Source organism: Paramylibacter ulvae, from assembly GCF_014652655.1.
In the GTDB taxonomy this organism is placed as follows: Bacteria; Pseudomonadota; Alphaproteobacteria; order Rhodobacterales; family Rhodobacteraceae; genus Amylibacter; species Amylibacter ulvae.
On the sequence record NZ_BMZF01000002.1, the window covers coordinates 303626 to 320431 of the forward strand.

Below are 16806 nucleotides of genomic sequence, written 5' to 3' on the forward strand. Positions count from 1 at the left end.
TTTCCCGACTCTGCGTTTCTTTGCTCATAAAAAATACTCTATCGTGAATGTTACACTCAACCTCTAGCATATTTAGTTGCTAGTAGCAATATGCTATTGTTGTAATCTCATATTCACACTCTTGAGGGGACTTTATGGTGTTAATGTGGCGTTTATCGCTTTTAATAAATCGGCAAACTCAAATGGTTTTTGCAGGACATGCCCAACGGTGCCATCGTTTGGTGACGACAAATCGGCATCCCCGGTGTAGCCCGACATTAACAATGTCGATGCGCTTGGATGGATTTTTAAGATTTCCTGACACGCAACTTTCCCATCCATCGCATGGGGCAAAATAAAGTCTGATAAAACCAGATCAATGCGTGGCATCGAAGACGCCAAAGTTATGGCAGTTGGCCCGTCGGATGCGGATTGAACGATGCAGCCCGTGGTGGCCAATTGTTTGGCGTAAATCTCGCGTAAAACATTATCGTCTTCGATCAAAAGAATGCACTTACCCTTAAGAAAGTTAGGCGGTATCGTACTGGTCGTTTCGGATTGATCAATGTCGATGCTGTGGTCGCGCGGCAAATAGATGCGGATACATGTTCCCTTACCCAGTTTAGTCTTAATCTGAAGGTGCCCGTTTGATTGTTTTGCAAATCCAAACGCCATGGACAGGCCAAGCCCTGTGCCCGATCCCAATGGTTTGGTTGTGAAAAACGGATCGATCACTTTGTTTAAGATGTCGTCGCTCATGCCAAATCCATTGTCAGAGACACAGATACAAACGTAATCGCCGGGCTCTAGATCCGCCTCTGAATTTGCGAATTCTTGGTCAAGAGTCACATTTGACACTAAAATCGAAAGCTTGCCACCATATGGCATCGCATCGCGTGCATTTGAAACAAGGTTCAATATAACCGCTTGTAGCTGTGTTTCATCGGCGGTACAGCACCATGTATCATCATCAACAACCGCAGAAATTGAAATATGTTCTCCGATTGTGGTGCGGATAAGCTCCTTTGATTCTTGGACAAGATCGCTGGGATTGATGGCCTTGGGCGATAGGGGTTGTTGTCGTGCAAAGGCGAGCAATTGGCGTGTTAGCCCTGCGCCGCGCTGGGTGGCTGTTAGGGCAACAGACAAATAGTCGTCAATTTTTTCGTTCTTATTCAAGATTTGTGACAGTTCGATATTCCCAGAAATGATTGCCAAAATATTGTTCACATCATGCGCGACTCCACCCGTCAGTTTACCAATCGCCTGAACCTTTTGTGTTTGTAACAATCTGTTTTGCATTTCGTAAATTTCGGTAATGTCGAGCGCGATTATATCCACAAGCCGCGTTCCATCTGGTTCGGTGGGTAATGGCGTAAACAACTGACGGACAAACTTAGCTTTGCCAGACGGTAGCGCAAACTCCATAACGTTTTCGAAGGTTTCGAAACGCAACAATCGTTCCACTATTTTCGGAACAACATCTTGATATTGCTTGGTTAACCTGCTGGGTGCCAATTCATTTACAACATCAATTGTGTGTAAAATTTCGGGATCTAATTCAATCAATTCGATAAATGCGTCGTCGGCCTCGATCAAACGAAAAGAGTTTAGGTCGACTGTATAATGCGCAAGTTCTGCAAATTTTGATGCCCCTTGGAATCTGCCTTTGGTCTGTTCGCTGGTGGCGCGGGTTGTGACCAGTTGGTGATGCATGTGGTGAATAGATTCAACCAGTTCATCGAGTTCGTCTGTTTTGGCGTTTTGGCGATCAAGCGTGATGTTAAACCCCAATGGAAATTCTGGTGATGATTTTAGCTTTTGTGCGATCGCATCAAGGTGGGATAACAGGTTGTTTTTCAGGTGAAGATAAATAATCAAACTGGCAATCATGGTCGTGGCAAAAAAGATGATTGCCTGAAATGCCGCCAGCAAAATTGAATCTGTGGCCAGCTGACTAGTATCGACACCCAATTGTAAGGTGCCAAGCGCGATTGTCTCGCCACGAAAATCGTGTTCAATGATGTATTCTTGGGTAAAAATACTTTTGGAATCCAAGTTACCAGATTGATAATTATCCCCAAAATTATCCACCAGCCGTACGAAGGTGATAAAATTGAACTCGATTGCATCGTCGATATGTTGTTTGGTCAGCGGATCATCAAACAGCCACAGCGATTGTTCCAATGCTGTTACAAGTGTGCGACCGTGGTGATCCAACTCATTCATCAGCCGATTTTGCTCGGTGCGATATACCCAACTCACCAACACTGTACAGCTGACCACGCTGGCAATAATCAATGGCAGTAAAATTGATTTCGCCGTGGCGACGCCAATCCGTGATAACCGCGGTCGATTGGGCGTCATTTATTTGTTGCCCTCAATATACGGGCCCATGATTTGTTGATACGTACCATCACGTTTCATTTCACGAAGACTGGCAGAGAGCGGTTCGATCAAATCCGCGTTTCGCTCATTCAGATACAAGTACATTTCCCGCTCTTCGCGAATTTTAGAAAAATATAGCGTGTCAAATTCCAATTCTTTTGCCAAAAACTTGGCTGGAAACAGGGTAAGGAAAGCGACATCAATGCGACCAGATTTCAGCATAAGCAACAAAGTTTGAGCATCGGAAACTTCTAAAAAATTATCCCGATTATCAAACACTCTCAGCGCATCTTGCCAGCCGCGGATATAACCGACTTTGTAATCGCTGAATTTTGACCAGCTCTCTAATTCTATTTTTGGATCGACATACACCCCGGTAACAATAACCGAATATATGGATTCAGGAACCTGTAACAAATCTGGATGCGAGATCTTGACGCTTTCGGTTCTGACCATGTCCCCATCGGTTAAACCCAGTGTGGCCATATCAAGTGCGCGCGCGGGTGCGACATATTCTTTTTGAAGCAACAGATTATTGCGTTTGAACATTTCCAGAACCACACGGTCAAGATATCCGTCATTCTCAGGGGTCGACAGCGGTAACAACACGCCATGTGACATAAACAAGCTTCTGTTTTGTGATTGCGCATGACCCGTTGTTGCGATGGCCACGCAAATTACGCTTGCCGCAATATTCAATACGAGTAGTTTTAAACCATGTCTCACTTTGTATACTCGCCACTAGAATAATTTTAATTTCTCTGATTAGACGACCCTTAGGCCTGAAATTCAATCATTAAGGTGGTGAGGCTGTGGAAAATTATCGTCTAAGGTGTGTCAGTTTTAAGCGAACCCGTTAATTTTAACAGTGTTTCGGCAAGGTTTTCTTGTTCTGTTGGGGTGAGCGTGGAGATGTTTTTTGCCAAGGCAAGCATTGGGTCTTGTGCCAGTTTTGCCCGCCCGTTGGCTGTCAGGCAGAAAAATGTGCTGCGTTTGTCGTCTGGATTTTTTCGTGCTTCTAACAATCCGCGCTTAACCAATGTATGTGCAGCGCGGCTAGCGGGCCCAGCGGTGACACCTAAAAATTTGGAAAGTTCGGACACTGTGCCGCCAGTGGGATAGATGCGTTTAAAATAGCGTAGCGCTGACCATTGCGCGGGCTGTAATTCCTGTGGTCCAAGCCGGACATAAGTTTTCCGCAAAACCTGTTCCAACAACACGGCAGTTGCCAGTTGTGTGCGATTGGCATCAGGCATCGAACACGACCATTTGAATGCGCAGCATCAAAGATTCTTGATTGCAATTATTCAAACTGGTGTCCTCGCACATTATTAAAGTGTCGTTACTTTGCCATGTGGGGTGGGGTTTACGCAATTCTAATTCGTTGTTGTCGTTAGCTTTCTTTGTTTTATTGCCAGTTTATCGCCCTTTGGTGGTTTGTAATTGGCGATTAACAGCCAAAAGTGGTATGCGATGCGGTAGAGCGTGTATAAATGCGCGTGAGTCTTAGTATTGGTTGATTATGGCATTAGTATATATTCTTGACGATAATGTTGAATTTGGCACAACACTTTGTGCGATGTGTGAAATATTTGGCCACACCGCATTGAGCGTCGCGACAACAGATGAATTCATCGCACACATGCAAAAATCAAAACCTGATTTGGTGTTGTTGGATATGTGGCTTGGCAATACGACAGGTATTGATCTGTATAAGTCACACCGCGATATATTCGAAAATGTGCCTATTGTAATGATTTCTGGTGGTGGGCATGAAATCCCGCTAGAGGCGGTGACCGCCATGGGCGAAATCTCGGGGTTTGACGATGTGTTATACAAACCCGTAACCGCTTCCCAATTGGAAGAACTGCTTAACAAATTAATTCCGACTAAATAACTCTGATTTGACATAGGTGATTATTTTTGTCAGATAAAGGCAACCGCGTATGCGGATTCGAATTTATCTGTTCAGAAAGACACCCGTTATGAAATCATCCATCGTTGCAATCGCTGCGGCATTGATCGCCACGCCCGTACTGGCAGACAAAGCAAGCGTCGTTGAAAACTATGCTAATATCGCCCAAGCGAAATACGAAGACAGCCTCAGCACCGCAAAGGTATTGCAAGCGGCCGTATCCGAATTGATCGCAAACCCATCTGATGAGACATTGGCGGCGGCAAAAACTGCTTGGTTGGCTTCGCGCGTTCCGTATCAACAAACCGAAGTATATCGTTTTGGCAACGTCATCGTTGATGATTGGGAGGGCAAAGTGAATGCTTGGCCGTTGGACGAAGGTTTGATCGATTATGTTGACGCATCTTATGGTGGCGCGACGGACGAAAATGCATTGGCTGTTTTGAATGTGATCGCGAACCCAACGCTGACAGTTGCGGGTCAAGAAATTGACGCCACCAATATCACGCCTGAACTTTTGTCTGGTGAATTGCACGAAGCAGACGAAATCGAAAGCAATGTTGCAACGGGTTATCACGCAATTGAATTTTTGCTTTGGGGTCAAGATTTGAATGGCCACGGTGCGGGTGCTGGCGAACGCCCGGCAACAGATTACGCTGCTGGTGATGATTGCACGGGTGGCAATTGTGATCGTCGTGGTGACTATCTGCAAGCTGCAACAGATTTGTTGGTTTCAGACTTGGAATGGATGGTTGCACAATGGGAAACAGGTGGCGAAGGACGCGACGCCGTTACAGGCAACCCAGATGCGGGTGTTCTGGCGATGCTGACGGGCATGGGTTCATTGTCTTATGGCGAACAGGCTGGCGAACGTATGAAACTTGGCCTGATGTTAAATGACCCAGAAGAGGAACATGATTGTTTTTCTGACAACACACATAACAGCCACTTTTATGATGGTTTGGGTGTGCAAAACGTATTCTTGGGCACGTATAAACGCACAGACGGTTCTGTCGTAACGGGCGATTCACTATTTGGTTTGGTTGCCGAAAAAGACGCGGAAACCGCGGCGGCGCTGACAAATGATTTGGCGCAAACAATGTTGGATCTGGGTGCGTTGAAATCAGCGGCGGACGCTGGCTTTGCATATGATCAAATGTTGGAACGTGGAAACGAAAAAGGCGAAATGCTGATCATGAATGCGGTCAACGGTTTGGTCGCACAAACTAAATCAATTGAACGCGCGACAACGGCGCTGGGCCTTGATGCGATTGCGTTTGAAGGTTCTGATAGCCTTGATGATCCAGACGCAGTATTTCAATAAATCCATCATCAACTTTTCAAACGGCGTCTGTTAGGCGCCGTTTTTTCGTGTTAATGACGCGAAAACAAACAAGAGTTTTCTTATGAAATGGATAGCATTCAGCCTGTGCATTTGCGCAGGAATCGCCAACGCACAACCCCGCGAGCCATTCAACCTAAACATCGTGCCACGCACTGATGAAGAGATTGAACGCGTGGCGACGATCACTGCACCCACGCATGATTTCAAACAGTCTGAACAATTTGAAACCCGCCCTGCAGGAGCAGCCAGTGTGCGTGTGCGGAGTGACAGCAATGCTTTTTCCGATTTTTCGGCGAACATTAGCTTTGCGGATGAACTGAATTTCAAACTGGGCAATGCGCTATTTCGCAAATTGTGGGTATCATCCCCGTCCAGCACAGTTGCATCAGATGGGCTTGGCCCATTGTATAACGCGCGATCCTGTCAGCGTTGCCATCTAAAAGATGGGCGTGGGCATCCACCGTTTGATGAAAATGACAGCCATGTTTCAATGTTGATGAATTTGTCACATCCCGCGCCAGTAAGGCCAGATTCAGACGCAATCAAAGACTACATTACATCCCTGCCCGACCCAATCTATGGATCACAGTTGCAAGATTTCGCAACTCCAGGCCATCCCGCTGAAGGCCAGTTTGTCATTACCACATCTGACATAGAGGTAACGCTATCTGATGGTGTGATTGTGACGTTGCAATATCCAACCTATGCGGTCGAAAATTTGGCCTATGGTGAAATGCACCCCGATACGGTGATCGCGCCTCGTATCGCACCCCAAATGATTGGCTTGGGCATGTTAGAAGCGATACCAGCCGCCGATATTTTGGCACATGCCGATCCTGATGATGCAAATGGTGATGGTATTTCTGGGCGGCCCAACTGGGTGTTGTCTGCGATAACACGCAAGGTTGAATTGGGTCGCTTTGGGCTAAAGGCGAGCAGCCCGACAATTTTCGAACAATCGGCAACCGCGTTTAAGAACGATATCGGAATTTCCAGCACAGTGTTCCCCGATGGCTGGGGCGATTGTTCCGAAAATCAAACCGCGTGCCGCGCCGCGCCAGATGGCAGTACCGAAGAACACGGTAATGTTGAAATATCTGATGACGCAATGGAGTTGGTGAATTTTTATGCGCGTAATTTGGGCGTACCCTTGCGCCGTGATTTGGATGATCCCATCGTGCTGCGTGGGAAACAGGTTTTTTATGAATCTGGATGTGTCGCGTGCCATCGTCCAAAATTTGTAACCAACCGTTTGATGGATCAAGATGCGCAAAGCTTTCAGTTGATCTGGCCGTACACTGATATGTTGTTGCACGATATGGGCAAGGGTTTGGCAGATGGTTCAATTTCTGGTGAGGCACAGGGCAATGAATGGCGCACACCGCCGCTTTGGGGTATTGGCTTGACGCAACAAGTCAGCGACCATACGCGCTTCCTTCACGATGGTCGGGCACGTAATCTGCTAGAGGCGATTTTGTGGCACGGCGGTGAAGGTGAACATGCGAAACAACGCGTTGTTGATTTACCCACCGGCGACCGCGAGGCGCTTATAAAATTTATCGAAAGCCTGTGATGCGCAAAATTTTATCGATACTCCTTGTTGTGGCATCCCCTGTTTTTGCGGGCGTTGACAAAGGTCTTGATGTCACACTGGAACTATATCAACGTTTCGATGATACCGCCAAAAGTCTGGCGCAATCGGAATGTCGTGGCGATGAGATTATCGAAAATTACCATCGGGCGTATGATGCGTGGAATGGTGCTAGCATTGTGTCCTTTGGTCCACTGGAACAACAAGGTGGCGCATTAGTTTTGTCGTTCTGGCCAGACAAAAAGGGTTTCACCGCAAAGGCATTATCGCAGTTAATTGCAGATCAAGATGAAGCAATTTATGCGCCTGATGAATTTGCATCCGTTTCAATCGCTGCGCATGGGTTTTTGGCGCTCGATATGATGCTGTTTGATCAACGGTTCAATCAATTTGAACAGGATTCATATTCTTGCCAATTGGTGCGCCGCATTACCCAAGATATTGCGGATAAGGCGATGAAAATGAATGTTGCGTGGATAAATGATTTTGCACAAACCGTGCGGGGCGCGGGCGAACCAAACAACACCACTTATTTTACCAAGGAAGAGGCGGCGCAGGCATATTTAACTTCGCTTTCTGGTGCGTTTGAATTTATCGAAACATCCCGTCTGGCGCGCCCACTTGGAACATTGGAACGCCCCCGACCCAAACGTGCAGAGGCATGGCGTTCGGCGCGCGCATTGCCCAACATCAACGCGACAATCACAGCGTTGGATCACATGATCCGTGCGTTGGGTGATGATGCTACACCAGAAACAAATGAAACCATGGGCGCGTTGTTGCGCTTTATTCCGACCATTGACGATCCCGCATTCGCAAATATCACCGATATGGGAACACGGTTCCAAGTCGAAAGCCTACAAACAATGGTGCACAGTGCGAACGAAGCGATGAGCGTTGAGCTGGGCACACACCTGGGTGTTAACATGGGATTCAATGCATTGGATGGTGATTGAATGACAACGCGACGAGTATTTTTGGCGGGATTATTGAGCGCAAGCGCGACACCGCGGTTGACGTGGGCCGATGCAGGTAGTCCGTCATTATTGGCGGCCGCCAAAGAGCCAAGCGGTACATTTGCGCTATTTGGTTTGGCCGATGATGGCAGCGAGGTTTTTCGAATTCCATTGCCAGATCGCGGTCACGCAGCCTGTGCGCATCCAACCGCACCAGAGGCCGTCGGATTTGCCCGCCGCCCTGGAAATTTTGCGGTTGTGATCAATTGTGCCAATGGTGATGTGGTCAAACAATTGGATGCACCCGCTGGGCGTCATTTTTATGGGCATGGCACCTTTGTCGAAAATGGTGCGTATTTGTGCACCACGGAAAATGATTATGAACGCGGGATCGGTGTGATTGGCATTTGGTCGCGTGCGCACAATTATCGCCGTATCGGTGAAATTTCATCAGGCGGCATTGGGCCACACGAAATTTGCACCATGCCCGATGACCAAACGCTTGTTGTTGCGAACGGCGGATTAAAGACGCACCCTGATCACGGCCGCGAGATTTTGAATCTGGACGATATGAAATCCAATATCAGTTATCTAACACGTGATGGTAAATTGATCGATCAGATTGAATTGCACGAAGATTTTCGTAAAAATTCAATCCGCCATATGGATGTACACACGGATGGTTTGGTGGCGTTTGGCATGCAATGGCAAGGCGATGAAACCGAAACACCACCGCTGGTTGGGACGCATCAAATTGGCAAGGATGCGACATTGTTCGACACGCCATTTGCACAGCTTCGCCAGATGAAAAACTATATCGGGAGCGTTGCGTTTTCAGGTGACGGACAACACATCGGTGCGACATCGCCGCGTGGTGATAAGGTGCAAATTTATGATACGCACCTTGGGTTTCAAAACATGCTGCATCGCTCCGATGCATGTGGGATTGCAACCGACAGTGCAGGATTCAAAATTACCGATGGCGGGGGTGGTGTATATACTTGTGACGGTGGTGATTTGATTGCGAAAAAACGCCATGCACTGGCGTGGGACAATCATTTGGTCAGCTGCAAGCGATCTTGAAACTTCGCCCGCTTTGGGATACCCTATGGGTAACCAAAGGATCAGTCAGATGAACAATTCACTACGTTAAAGTCGAAATTTATTGTTCGCCGCAGATGCGGTTTCTCTGATCATTGGGGTTTTTATGAAACGTCTTAAAAATAAAACATGCGTCGTCACAGGCGCGGGCCGCGGTATTGGTGCGGCCATTTCACATGCCTTTGTCGCCGAGGGCGCAACGGTTATTGTCACAGATATTGATTTGCAATCAGCCACGGATGTAGCCGGCAAAATTGGTGGCAACGCATATCAGTTGGATGTCGCATCCGAAGATGGCTGGGCACAATTGTCCAGTCACTATCCACAAATTGATGTGTTGGTGAATAACGCGGGCATCACAGGATTTGAACAGGGCATGGTGCCCCACGATCCAGAACATGCAAGCCTTGCCGATTGGCGCGCGGTTCACGCCGTTAACAGTGATGGTACATTTCTGGGTTGCCGATACGCGATTGGTGCCATGCGCAAATCTGGTGCGGGTTCTATTATCAACATATCGTCACGCTCTGGAATGATCGGTATTCCAGCCGCTGCTGCATATGCGGCGTCAAAGGCGGGGGTGCGCAATCACACGAAAACAGTGGCGCTCTATTGTGCGCAAGAGGGGTTGAGTATTCGATGCAATTCCATTCACCCCGCCGCCGTGCTCACCCCAATGTGGGAACCGATGTTGGGCGATGGCCCTGATCGCGAAAAACGTATGGAAGCATTTGTTGCCGACACGCCGATGCGCCGATTTGGTGACCCGTCCGAGGTTGCGGCAATCGCCGTCATGCTCGCCAGCGACGAGGCGGCATATATGACGGGCGCAGAACTGACTATCGATGGTGGGATTTTGGCGGGTTCCGCCGCCAGCCCGAGGCGTGAATAATCACGCGAAATGACAGGCGACCAAATGGGTTTCCTGATCTGATTGTGGATCAAGTGTGGGCGGTGTGGTTGCACATATCGGCTGTGCCTTGGGGCAGCGTGTGCGAAAAACACAGCCCGATGGCGGGGCAAGCGGGCTAGGTAAATCCCCATCGATCAGAATGATTTCTTTGTTTCGTTCGATTTCTGGATCGGGGATTGGTACGGCAGAAATCAATGCCTGTGTGTAAGGGTGACGCGGGTTTTCGTATAGATCATTACGATCGGCCACTTCCATCACTTTGCCCAGATACAGAACCATCACGCGGTTCGAGATGTGTTTCACCACCGACAGATCATGGGCGATGAAAATAAGTGATAGCCCCATTTTTCGCTGCAATTCCATCAACAGGTTAATCACCTGTGCTTGGATGGAAACGTCCAATGCAGAAACGGGTTCGTCGCAAATGATCAGCTTTGGTTCCACGATCAATGCGCGCGCGATGCCGATGCGTTGGCATTGCCCGCCAGAAAATTCATGTGGGTATCGGTTGATCTGGTTTGGCAACAGGCTGACCTGTTGCATCATTTTTTTCACTCGTTCCTTTACCTGTGCATTGCTTAAATTTGGCTGATGCGTGCGTAAGGGTTCGGCAATGATTTGCCCCACGGTCATGCGTGGGTTTAACGATGCAAGCGGATCTTGGAACACCATCTGAATTTCAGATCGATAATTCATCATTTTGGATTTGCTGACGTCTAATAAATTGTCGCCACCCATCCAAACCACCTTTCCAGAACCTGGAACCATGCGAATAAGCGCGCGCGCAAGCGTGGATTTACCGCAACCCGATTCACCCACGATGCCCAGCGTTTCACCCTGTTTCAATTCAAAATCAACACCGCCAACGGCGTGCAATTCACGCGGTTTTGTCCAAGGCATGTCGCCTTCGGATTTGATATGAAATGATACGCGTAAATTTTCGACCTTTAGTAATGGATGGCTCATATCAATTCCTCCAATTCACGGTTACAGGCGCGTTTGCGCCCCGTTGCAAATTCTGTCAGCGGGCGCAGGGATTGCACGCAATCCTCTTGGGCATATTGGCAGCGCGGTTCGAACGGGCACCCTTTGGGTGCTTGCAACATGTTTGGAGGGCTTCCTGGAATTGTATCAAGTTCGGCGTTCAGTTGATCGACACGCGGGATCGCCCTGAGCAAACCACGAGTGTATGGATGGCTTGGCGTTGCGAATATCGGATCGGTTGGCCCCTGTTCCATCACGCGCCCGCCATACAAAACCATCACTTCTTCGCAAAAACCCGCAACCACACCTAGATCATGGGTGATTAAAATAACACCCATGCCAAATTCGGATTGGATTTCGGAAAACAAGGTCATGGTTTGCGCCTGAACTGTTACATCAAGGGCGGTTGTGGGTTCATCCGCAATCAACAGTTTTGGTTTACACAACAACGACATTGCAATCATCACACGTTGACGCATCCCGCCCGAAAATTCATGGGGGTAAAGCCGTACGCGTGCCGCCGCATCGGGGATTTTTACCGCATCCAACATTTTCACAGATTCAGCAATCGCCTCGGTTTTTGACATGCCTTTGTGGTGAATCAAGACCTCTACCATTTGATCGGATACGCGCATATATGGATTGAGCGATGTCATCGGATCTTGGAACACCATTGCAATGTCTGCGGCGCGAATTTTATTCAGCGTGGACAAAGGTGCATTTAGAATTTCGTTTCCTTGAAATTTTACCGAACCAGATGCGATACCGTTTTGCGCCAATAACCCAAGTATCGCGAATGCGGTTTGGCTTTTGCCCGAACCACTTTCGCCGACTATGGCCAAGGTTTGGCCCGCGTCCATTGCAAAGCTCACATCGTTGACCGCATTCACAACACCGTCGTTGGTTTTGAATGACACAGACAGATTTTGAACATCAAGAAGTGCCATTTTAACGATCCTTTGGGTCGAGCGCATCGCGCAGACCATCACCAACAAAATAAAAACCAAACAGGGTTATGACAAAGAAAAACAATGGAAACACCAATTGCCATAACGTGCCGTATTGCATTGTGCCTGCGCCCTCGGAAATCAATGCACCCCATGAAGTTAGCGGTTCTTGCACGCCAAGCCCAAGGAATGAAATGAAGCTTTCTGTCAGGATCATCAGGGGAACCAGCAAGGTTGCATAAACCGCAACCACACCCAACAGATTGGGCACGATATGGCGGGTGATGATTTTGAAACTTGAAACACCTGTGGCCTGTGCCGCCTCGATGAATTCTTTGTTTTTAAGGGTCAGGGTTTGGCCGCGCACAATGCGCGACATTTCCAGCCAGGACAGTAAACCAATACCAATGAATAACATTGAAATGGAACGCCCGAAAATCACCAGAAGCAAGATCAAGACGAACATATATGGGATCGCCATCAAGATATCGACAATGCGCATCATGATGTTATCAATGCGCCCGCCAACATATCCAGCCGTCGCACCATATAGTGTACCCGCAATCACCGCGATTGCCGCGCCAACAACACCCACCATAAGGGAGATTTGTGTGCCCTGTACCACGCGTGCAAACATATCGCGGCCCAAATCATCGGTGCCAAAATAATGCCCCGATGAAATGGATGGCCCGCCCAATTGGGCGACCTGTCCGATGACCATAAAGTCAATTTCATCATTGCTAAATTTCGCGAAATACCCGCCCAGAAATGCAAACAACCCAACGCATATCAACACGATCAATCCCGCCACGGCGGCCTTGTTGTTGAAAAATCGTTTGCGCGCATCCACCCAAGGTGATCGCCCCTTTACCTCTGCGGCGACCATCGCATCGGCGAGGTTTTCCATTTTATCTTGTTCGATCAACATATGTTTAATACCGAATTTTCGGATCGATCCATGCATAGATGATATCGACCACAAGGTTGAAAAGAATGGTGAGAACTCCGATCAAAATCGTGATCCCCATCATCACAGAATAATCACGGTTTAATGCAGCGTTCACAAAGAACAGACCAATGCCACCTGTGGAAAAGAACATATCAATCACCACGGAACCTGTGATCATGCTGACAAATGCAGGGCCCAGATATGATACAACGGGTAACATCGCGGGTTTTAACGCATGGCGAAAAATGATTTGGCGTGTTGGCAATCCTTTGGCACGCGCGGTGCGGATGTGATTGGCGTTCATCACCTCTAACATTGATGAGCGCATAATGCGCGCAATGGATGCCATAAAGCTGGTCGAAAGGGCGATCACAGGCATGATGAGGAATTTAACCTCGCCGTTTTCCCAGCCACCACCTGGCAACCAGCCAAGCCAGAGCGTAAAGATCAATACCAAGATCGGCGCCATAACAAAGTTGGGCAATACCTGTGCACCAATGGAAATGCCAACGGCCAAATAATCCAACCAGCTGTTGTGAAAAATTGCGGCGGTCACACCAAGCGATACACCAACAATTACGGCAAACACGAACGCCACCGAACCATAGGTTAGGGTGATTGGAAAACCTTGGGCAATGATTTCATTCACCGTGCGGTCTTTGTATGTAAATGACGGACCAAAATCGAAATGGAAAACCACATTTTTGATATAGGTCCAGATTTGCATATATAGTGGCTGATCGAGACCATATTTTGCCTCTAGATTAGCTAGAATTTCAGGGGGTACAGCGCGTTCCGCGGTGAACGGCCCACCGGGTGCGGCGTGCATTAAAAGAAATGAAAATACGATCAACACAAGGATCGTTGGAACGGCAATCGCCAGCCGTTTGATTATATAGTTCAGCATAGAGTGTACCTATCGCAGATATGATGGGGCGCCGCGTTTGCGCCGCCCCACATATGATTATTTTTCTACGATGTACAGTTCACGCGAATACCAGTTTTGCATCAGGTTATCGATTGGGAAACCTTTCACCTCTGGCTTGAGCATAATGATGCCAGTGTATTGATAGATTGGCGCAAACACCATGTTTTCGGCCAACAGTTGTTCACCGGCGGCATAGTTCGGATTTGGATCCGCCATGGTTTTTGAATCTTTCATCAACTTGTCATATTCTGGATCGCTCCAGCCAGAAACGTTATGGCCTGAATATGAAGTCATCAGATCAAGATATGTGGATGCTTCGTTATAATCGCCACACCATGCGTAACGCGCGATTTCATAATCGCCATTTTGCATATTGGTTGTGTGAACTTTCCATTCTGAATTTGCCAGTTCCGTATTCACGCCCAGTTTTTGTTTCCAAAACTGTGACACAGCGATAGCGATTTTTTTATGCGCTTCGTCGGTGTTATAGGAAATTTTCACGCTGAGCGGATTATCAGGGCCGTAACCTGCCTCTGCCAATAATTCTTTGGCTTTGGCGTCGCGTTCGGCCTGTGTCCAGCTCGCATAATCAATTTCTGGCAACTCAAACCCAGCGGTTTTTTGATGGGTAAAGTTATATGATTGATATTGGCCACCTTGCAGGATGCGATCAACGACGACTTCGCGATCAATTGTGTATGACAACGCCTTGCGCACACGTGCGTCTTTCAGTGCTGGGTTGCCTTTTTCACCTTGGTTGAACCAATAGATATACGAACATGAACGTGGATATGAATATGTATCATCGGGCAGTTCCGCTTTCAGGCGTGGATATTGACCGGCGGGAATATCCGTTTGGTCCATTTCACCAGCCAAATAACGTGTGAGCGCGATGTTTTCATCATTCACAACCAAGCCAACAGTTTTTTCGATGATCGTGTTTGCATCATCCCAATACATTGGGTTGCGTTCACGCACCACGCGTTCACCCGAACGGTATTCGGTTAAAACATAGGCACCATTACCAACCAGATTGCCCGGTTTTGTCCATTCAGAACCATGTGTTTCCACAACCTTTTGGTTTACCGGAAATGTTGAACCGTGAACTGTCATGGCGGCAAAATAGGGTAGTGCCGTGTCGATTGTGACCTCGAATGTTTTGTCATCAACCGCGCGCACGCCAAGCTGATCTGGGGCAACCTCGCCTTTCACAACTTTGCTGGCGTTTTTCACACCCATCAATTCCATATACCACGCATATTCAGATGCGGTCGCAGGATCGACCAAGCGGCGCCAAGCATATACAAAATCATTGGCCGTCACTGGATCGCCATTTGACCATTTCGCATCACGCAAATTGAATGTGTAGGTGAGCTTATCGTCACTAACGCTAAAACTCTCTGCGGCACCTGGAACCAAACCACCTGTTGCGTCTTCGTTCATCAAGCCTTCGAACAGGTCACGCATGATTTCGGACCCTTCAACATCGGTGTTGATTTGAGGGTCAAATGATTTGATATCGTCAAGCAGGCGGTATGTGTAAACTTGTTCTGCGGCGAGCTTTTCACCTTCCATTGGCGATGCCGCCATCGTGGGCATCGCCAAGAGCGCACAGGCTGCGGCGGATATAAATAAGTTGGTTTTCATCTTAAGTCTCCCTTCATTCATGTTGGATTGCAGCAAAGATCGAATTTTTTATTCTGGTTTTATCGTACACTGCTTTTGGTGGTTTTCACTAATTTCATACGTTGGATGTGACCACGCCATAGCAACAAATGCAATCATAAGGTGTTTGGCTTTCATTTTGGTTCGTTAACTCAGCGTATTATCAATTGACACAAAGTATTTTATTGCAATACTTTGTGTCAAATAACAGTACAAACTGTATCCAGATGAACTAGATTTGCAAACGGAATTTGAAATTATTTCGTGCGGGGGTGTGACAGTGATGACAAATGCGGCGGAATTACTGTCCCATAAAGAGAAAAAATCCAGTGCGCAGGATAATCGCAGCTCACTATTTGTTGGGTCTGTGGAAAAATGCTTTTTTGTTTTGAACGCGTTCCATCAATCAAAAAGACCGCTTAGCCTTACCGAGGTCGCATTGAAAACTGGCTTGGGCAAAAGCGCGGCACAACGGTTTTGTTATGCTCTGGTAGAAATGGGATACCTCGAACGCGAAGCGGATAGCCGTCGTATGTTCCCATCTGCAAAGTTGATGGAATTTTCCTATACGTTTTTGCGATCTGATCCCGTGAACACTTTGGCGGCACCACATTTGTTACGTGCGCGTGAAACATGTGGACAGGCTGTTAATCTGGCACTACCGATGGACCAAGATGTGATTTATGTGGCGCGTTTGCCCAGCTTTCATTCGTCCATCGTTAGTCCAATTGTCGGAGGCCGCGCACCGATGTTTTGCACAGCGAGTGGTCGCGCATATTTGTCAACTTTGCCTGACAAAGAGCGGGCAAAAATTCTAAAAGAATCCGACATTCGCAATCTTACGCCTCACACGATTACCGATAACGCGGAAATTTTACGTCGCATCAACGATGTTTCGAACAAAGGTTATACGATCGCTGTTCAAGAATGTATCATCGGGGAAATTTCGATTGGCGCACCAATTTTTGGTGCAGGTCGCCAGGGTGTGGGGGCAATCAACATTTGTGTAACAATGCCAAATTGGACAGTGGAGCGCGTCGAAGCAGAGCTTGCGCCAATAATATGTCAAACCGCGCATGACATAACGGTTGCTCTTGCGAATTAGTCATTCATCGCAGTGTTAATATAAATTTAATTAAATTTGT

Annotated in this window: 15 protein-coding genes; 7 read left to right on the plus strand and 8 right to left on the minus strand. The window is 47.7% G+C overall.

What is annotated here, in order from left to right; genetic code table 11:
- Positions 1–132: 132 nt before the first annotated feature.
- From IE094_RS06220 to IE094_RS06230, 3 genes are all read right to left on the minus strand, one after another.
- On the minus strand, positions 133–2346 hold the full coding sequence (locus IE094_RS06220; protein ID WP_189639719.1) for an ATP-binding protein: 2214 nt from the start codon (positions 2344–2346) through the stop codon (positions 133–135).
- The gene (locus tag IE094_RS06225) at positions 2347–3039 is read right to left on the minus strand and encodes a substrate-binding periplasmic protein (protein WP_189639720.1); all 693 of its coding nucleotides are present in this window, start codon (positions 3037–3039) and stop codon (positions 2347–2349) included.
- A gap of 155 nt (positions 3040–3194) precedes the next feature.
- Positions 3195–3623 (minus strand): MarR family winged helix-turn-helix transcriptional regulator, encoded by a 429-nt coding sequence (locus tag IE094_RS06230; RefSeq protein ID WP_189639721.1) that lies wholly within the window; start codon positions 3621–3623, stop codon positions 3195–3197.
- A 266-nt stretch (positions 3624–3889) separates the two neighbouring features.
- On the opposite strand from IE094_RS06230, the gene IE094_RS06235 reads away from it, so the two are divergent.
- The 6 genes from IE094_RS06235 (at position 3890) to IE094_RS06260 (ending at position 10167) form a co-directional block, all read left to right on the plus strand.
- The gene (locus tag IE094_RS06235; RefSeq protein ID WP_189639722.1) at positions 3890–4264 is read left to right on the plus strand and encodes a response regulator; all 375 of its coding nucleotides are present in this window, start codon (positions 3890–3892) and stop codon (positions 4262–4264) included.
- An 88-nt stretch (positions 4265–4352) separates the two neighbouring features.
- Positions 4353–5606, plus strand: a complete 1254-nt coding sequence (locus IE094_RS06240) for an imelysin family protein (protein ID WP_189639817.1) — start codon at positions 4353–4355, stop codon at positions 5604–5606.
- Between the two features lie 82 nt (positions 5607–5688).
- Complete coding sequence (locus IE094_RS06245) at positions 5689–7200, plus strand: di-heme oxidoreductase family protein (RefSeq protein ID WP_189639723.1); 1512 nt, start codon at positions 5689–5691, stop codon at positions 7198–7200.
- The gene (locus IE094_RS06250; RefSeq protein ID WP_189639724.1) at positions 7200–8174 is read left to right on the plus strand and encodes an imelysin family protein; all 975 of its coding nucleotides are present in this window, start codon (positions 7200–7202) and stop codon (positions 8172–8174) included. The genes IE094_RS06245 and IE094_RS06250 overlap by 1 nt, the downstream gene beginning before the upstream one ends.
- Entirely contained in the window at positions 8175–9257 is a 1083-nt protein-coding gene (locus IE094_RS06255; protein ID WP_189639725.1) for a DUF1513 domain-containing protein, read from the plus strand.
- Positions 9258–9381: 124 nt separating this feature from the next.
- Positions 9382–10167, plus strand: a complete 786-nt coding sequence (locus tag IE094_RS06260) for an SDR family NAD(P)-dependent oxidoreductase (RefSeq protein WP_189639726.1) — start codon at positions 9382–9384, stop codon at positions 10165–10167.
- Here IE094_RS06260 and IE094_RS06265 read toward each other — a convergent pair whose 3' ends face one another.
- The 5 genes from IE094_RS06265 to IE094_RS06285 are packed head-to-tail and all read right to left on the minus strand — an operon-like array spanning position 10168 to position 15643.
- Positions 10168–11154, minus strand: a complete 987-nt coding sequence (locus IE094_RS06265; protein WP_189639727.1) for an oligopeptide/dipeptide ABC transporter ATP-binding protein — start codon at positions 11152–11154, stop codon at positions 10168–10170.
- On the minus strand, positions 11151–12119 hold the full coding sequence (locus IE094_RS06270) for an oligopeptide/dipeptide ABC transporter ATP-binding protein (protein ID WP_229802101.1): 969 nt from the start codon (positions 12117–12119) through the stop codon (positions 11151–11153). The genes IE094_RS06265 and IE094_RS06270 overlap by 4 nt, the downstream gene beginning before the upstream one ends.
- 1 nt (position 12120) lies before the next feature.
- Positions 12121–13047, minus strand: a complete 927-nt coding sequence (locus IE094_RS06275; protein WP_373295855.1) for an ABC transporter permease subunit — start codon at positions 13045–13047, stop codon at positions 12121–12123.
- Positions 13048–13051: 4 nt separating this feature from the next.
- Complete coding sequence (oppB, locus tag IE094_RS06280) at positions 13052–13975, minus strand: oligopeptide ABC transporter permease OppB (protein ID WP_189639728.1); 924 nt, start codon at positions 13973–13975, stop codon at positions 13052–13054.
- Positions 13976–14032: 57 nt separating this feature from the next.
- Positions 14033–15643: a peptide ABC transporter substrate-binding protein gene (locus IE094_RS06285; protein WP_189639729.1), complete on the minus strand. Its 1611-nt coding sequence runs from the start codon at positions 15641–15643 to the stop codon at positions 14033–14035.
- 301 nt (positions 15644–15944) lie between these two features.
- On the opposite strand from IE094_RS06285, the gene IE094_RS06290 reads away from it, so the two are divergent.
- A complete protein-coding gene (locus tag IE094_RS06290) occupies positions 15945–16766 on the plus strand; it encodes an IclR family transcriptional regulator (protein ID WP_189639730.1) in 822 nt (273 codons plus the stop codon).
- Positions 16767–16806: the final 40 nt, after the last annotated feature.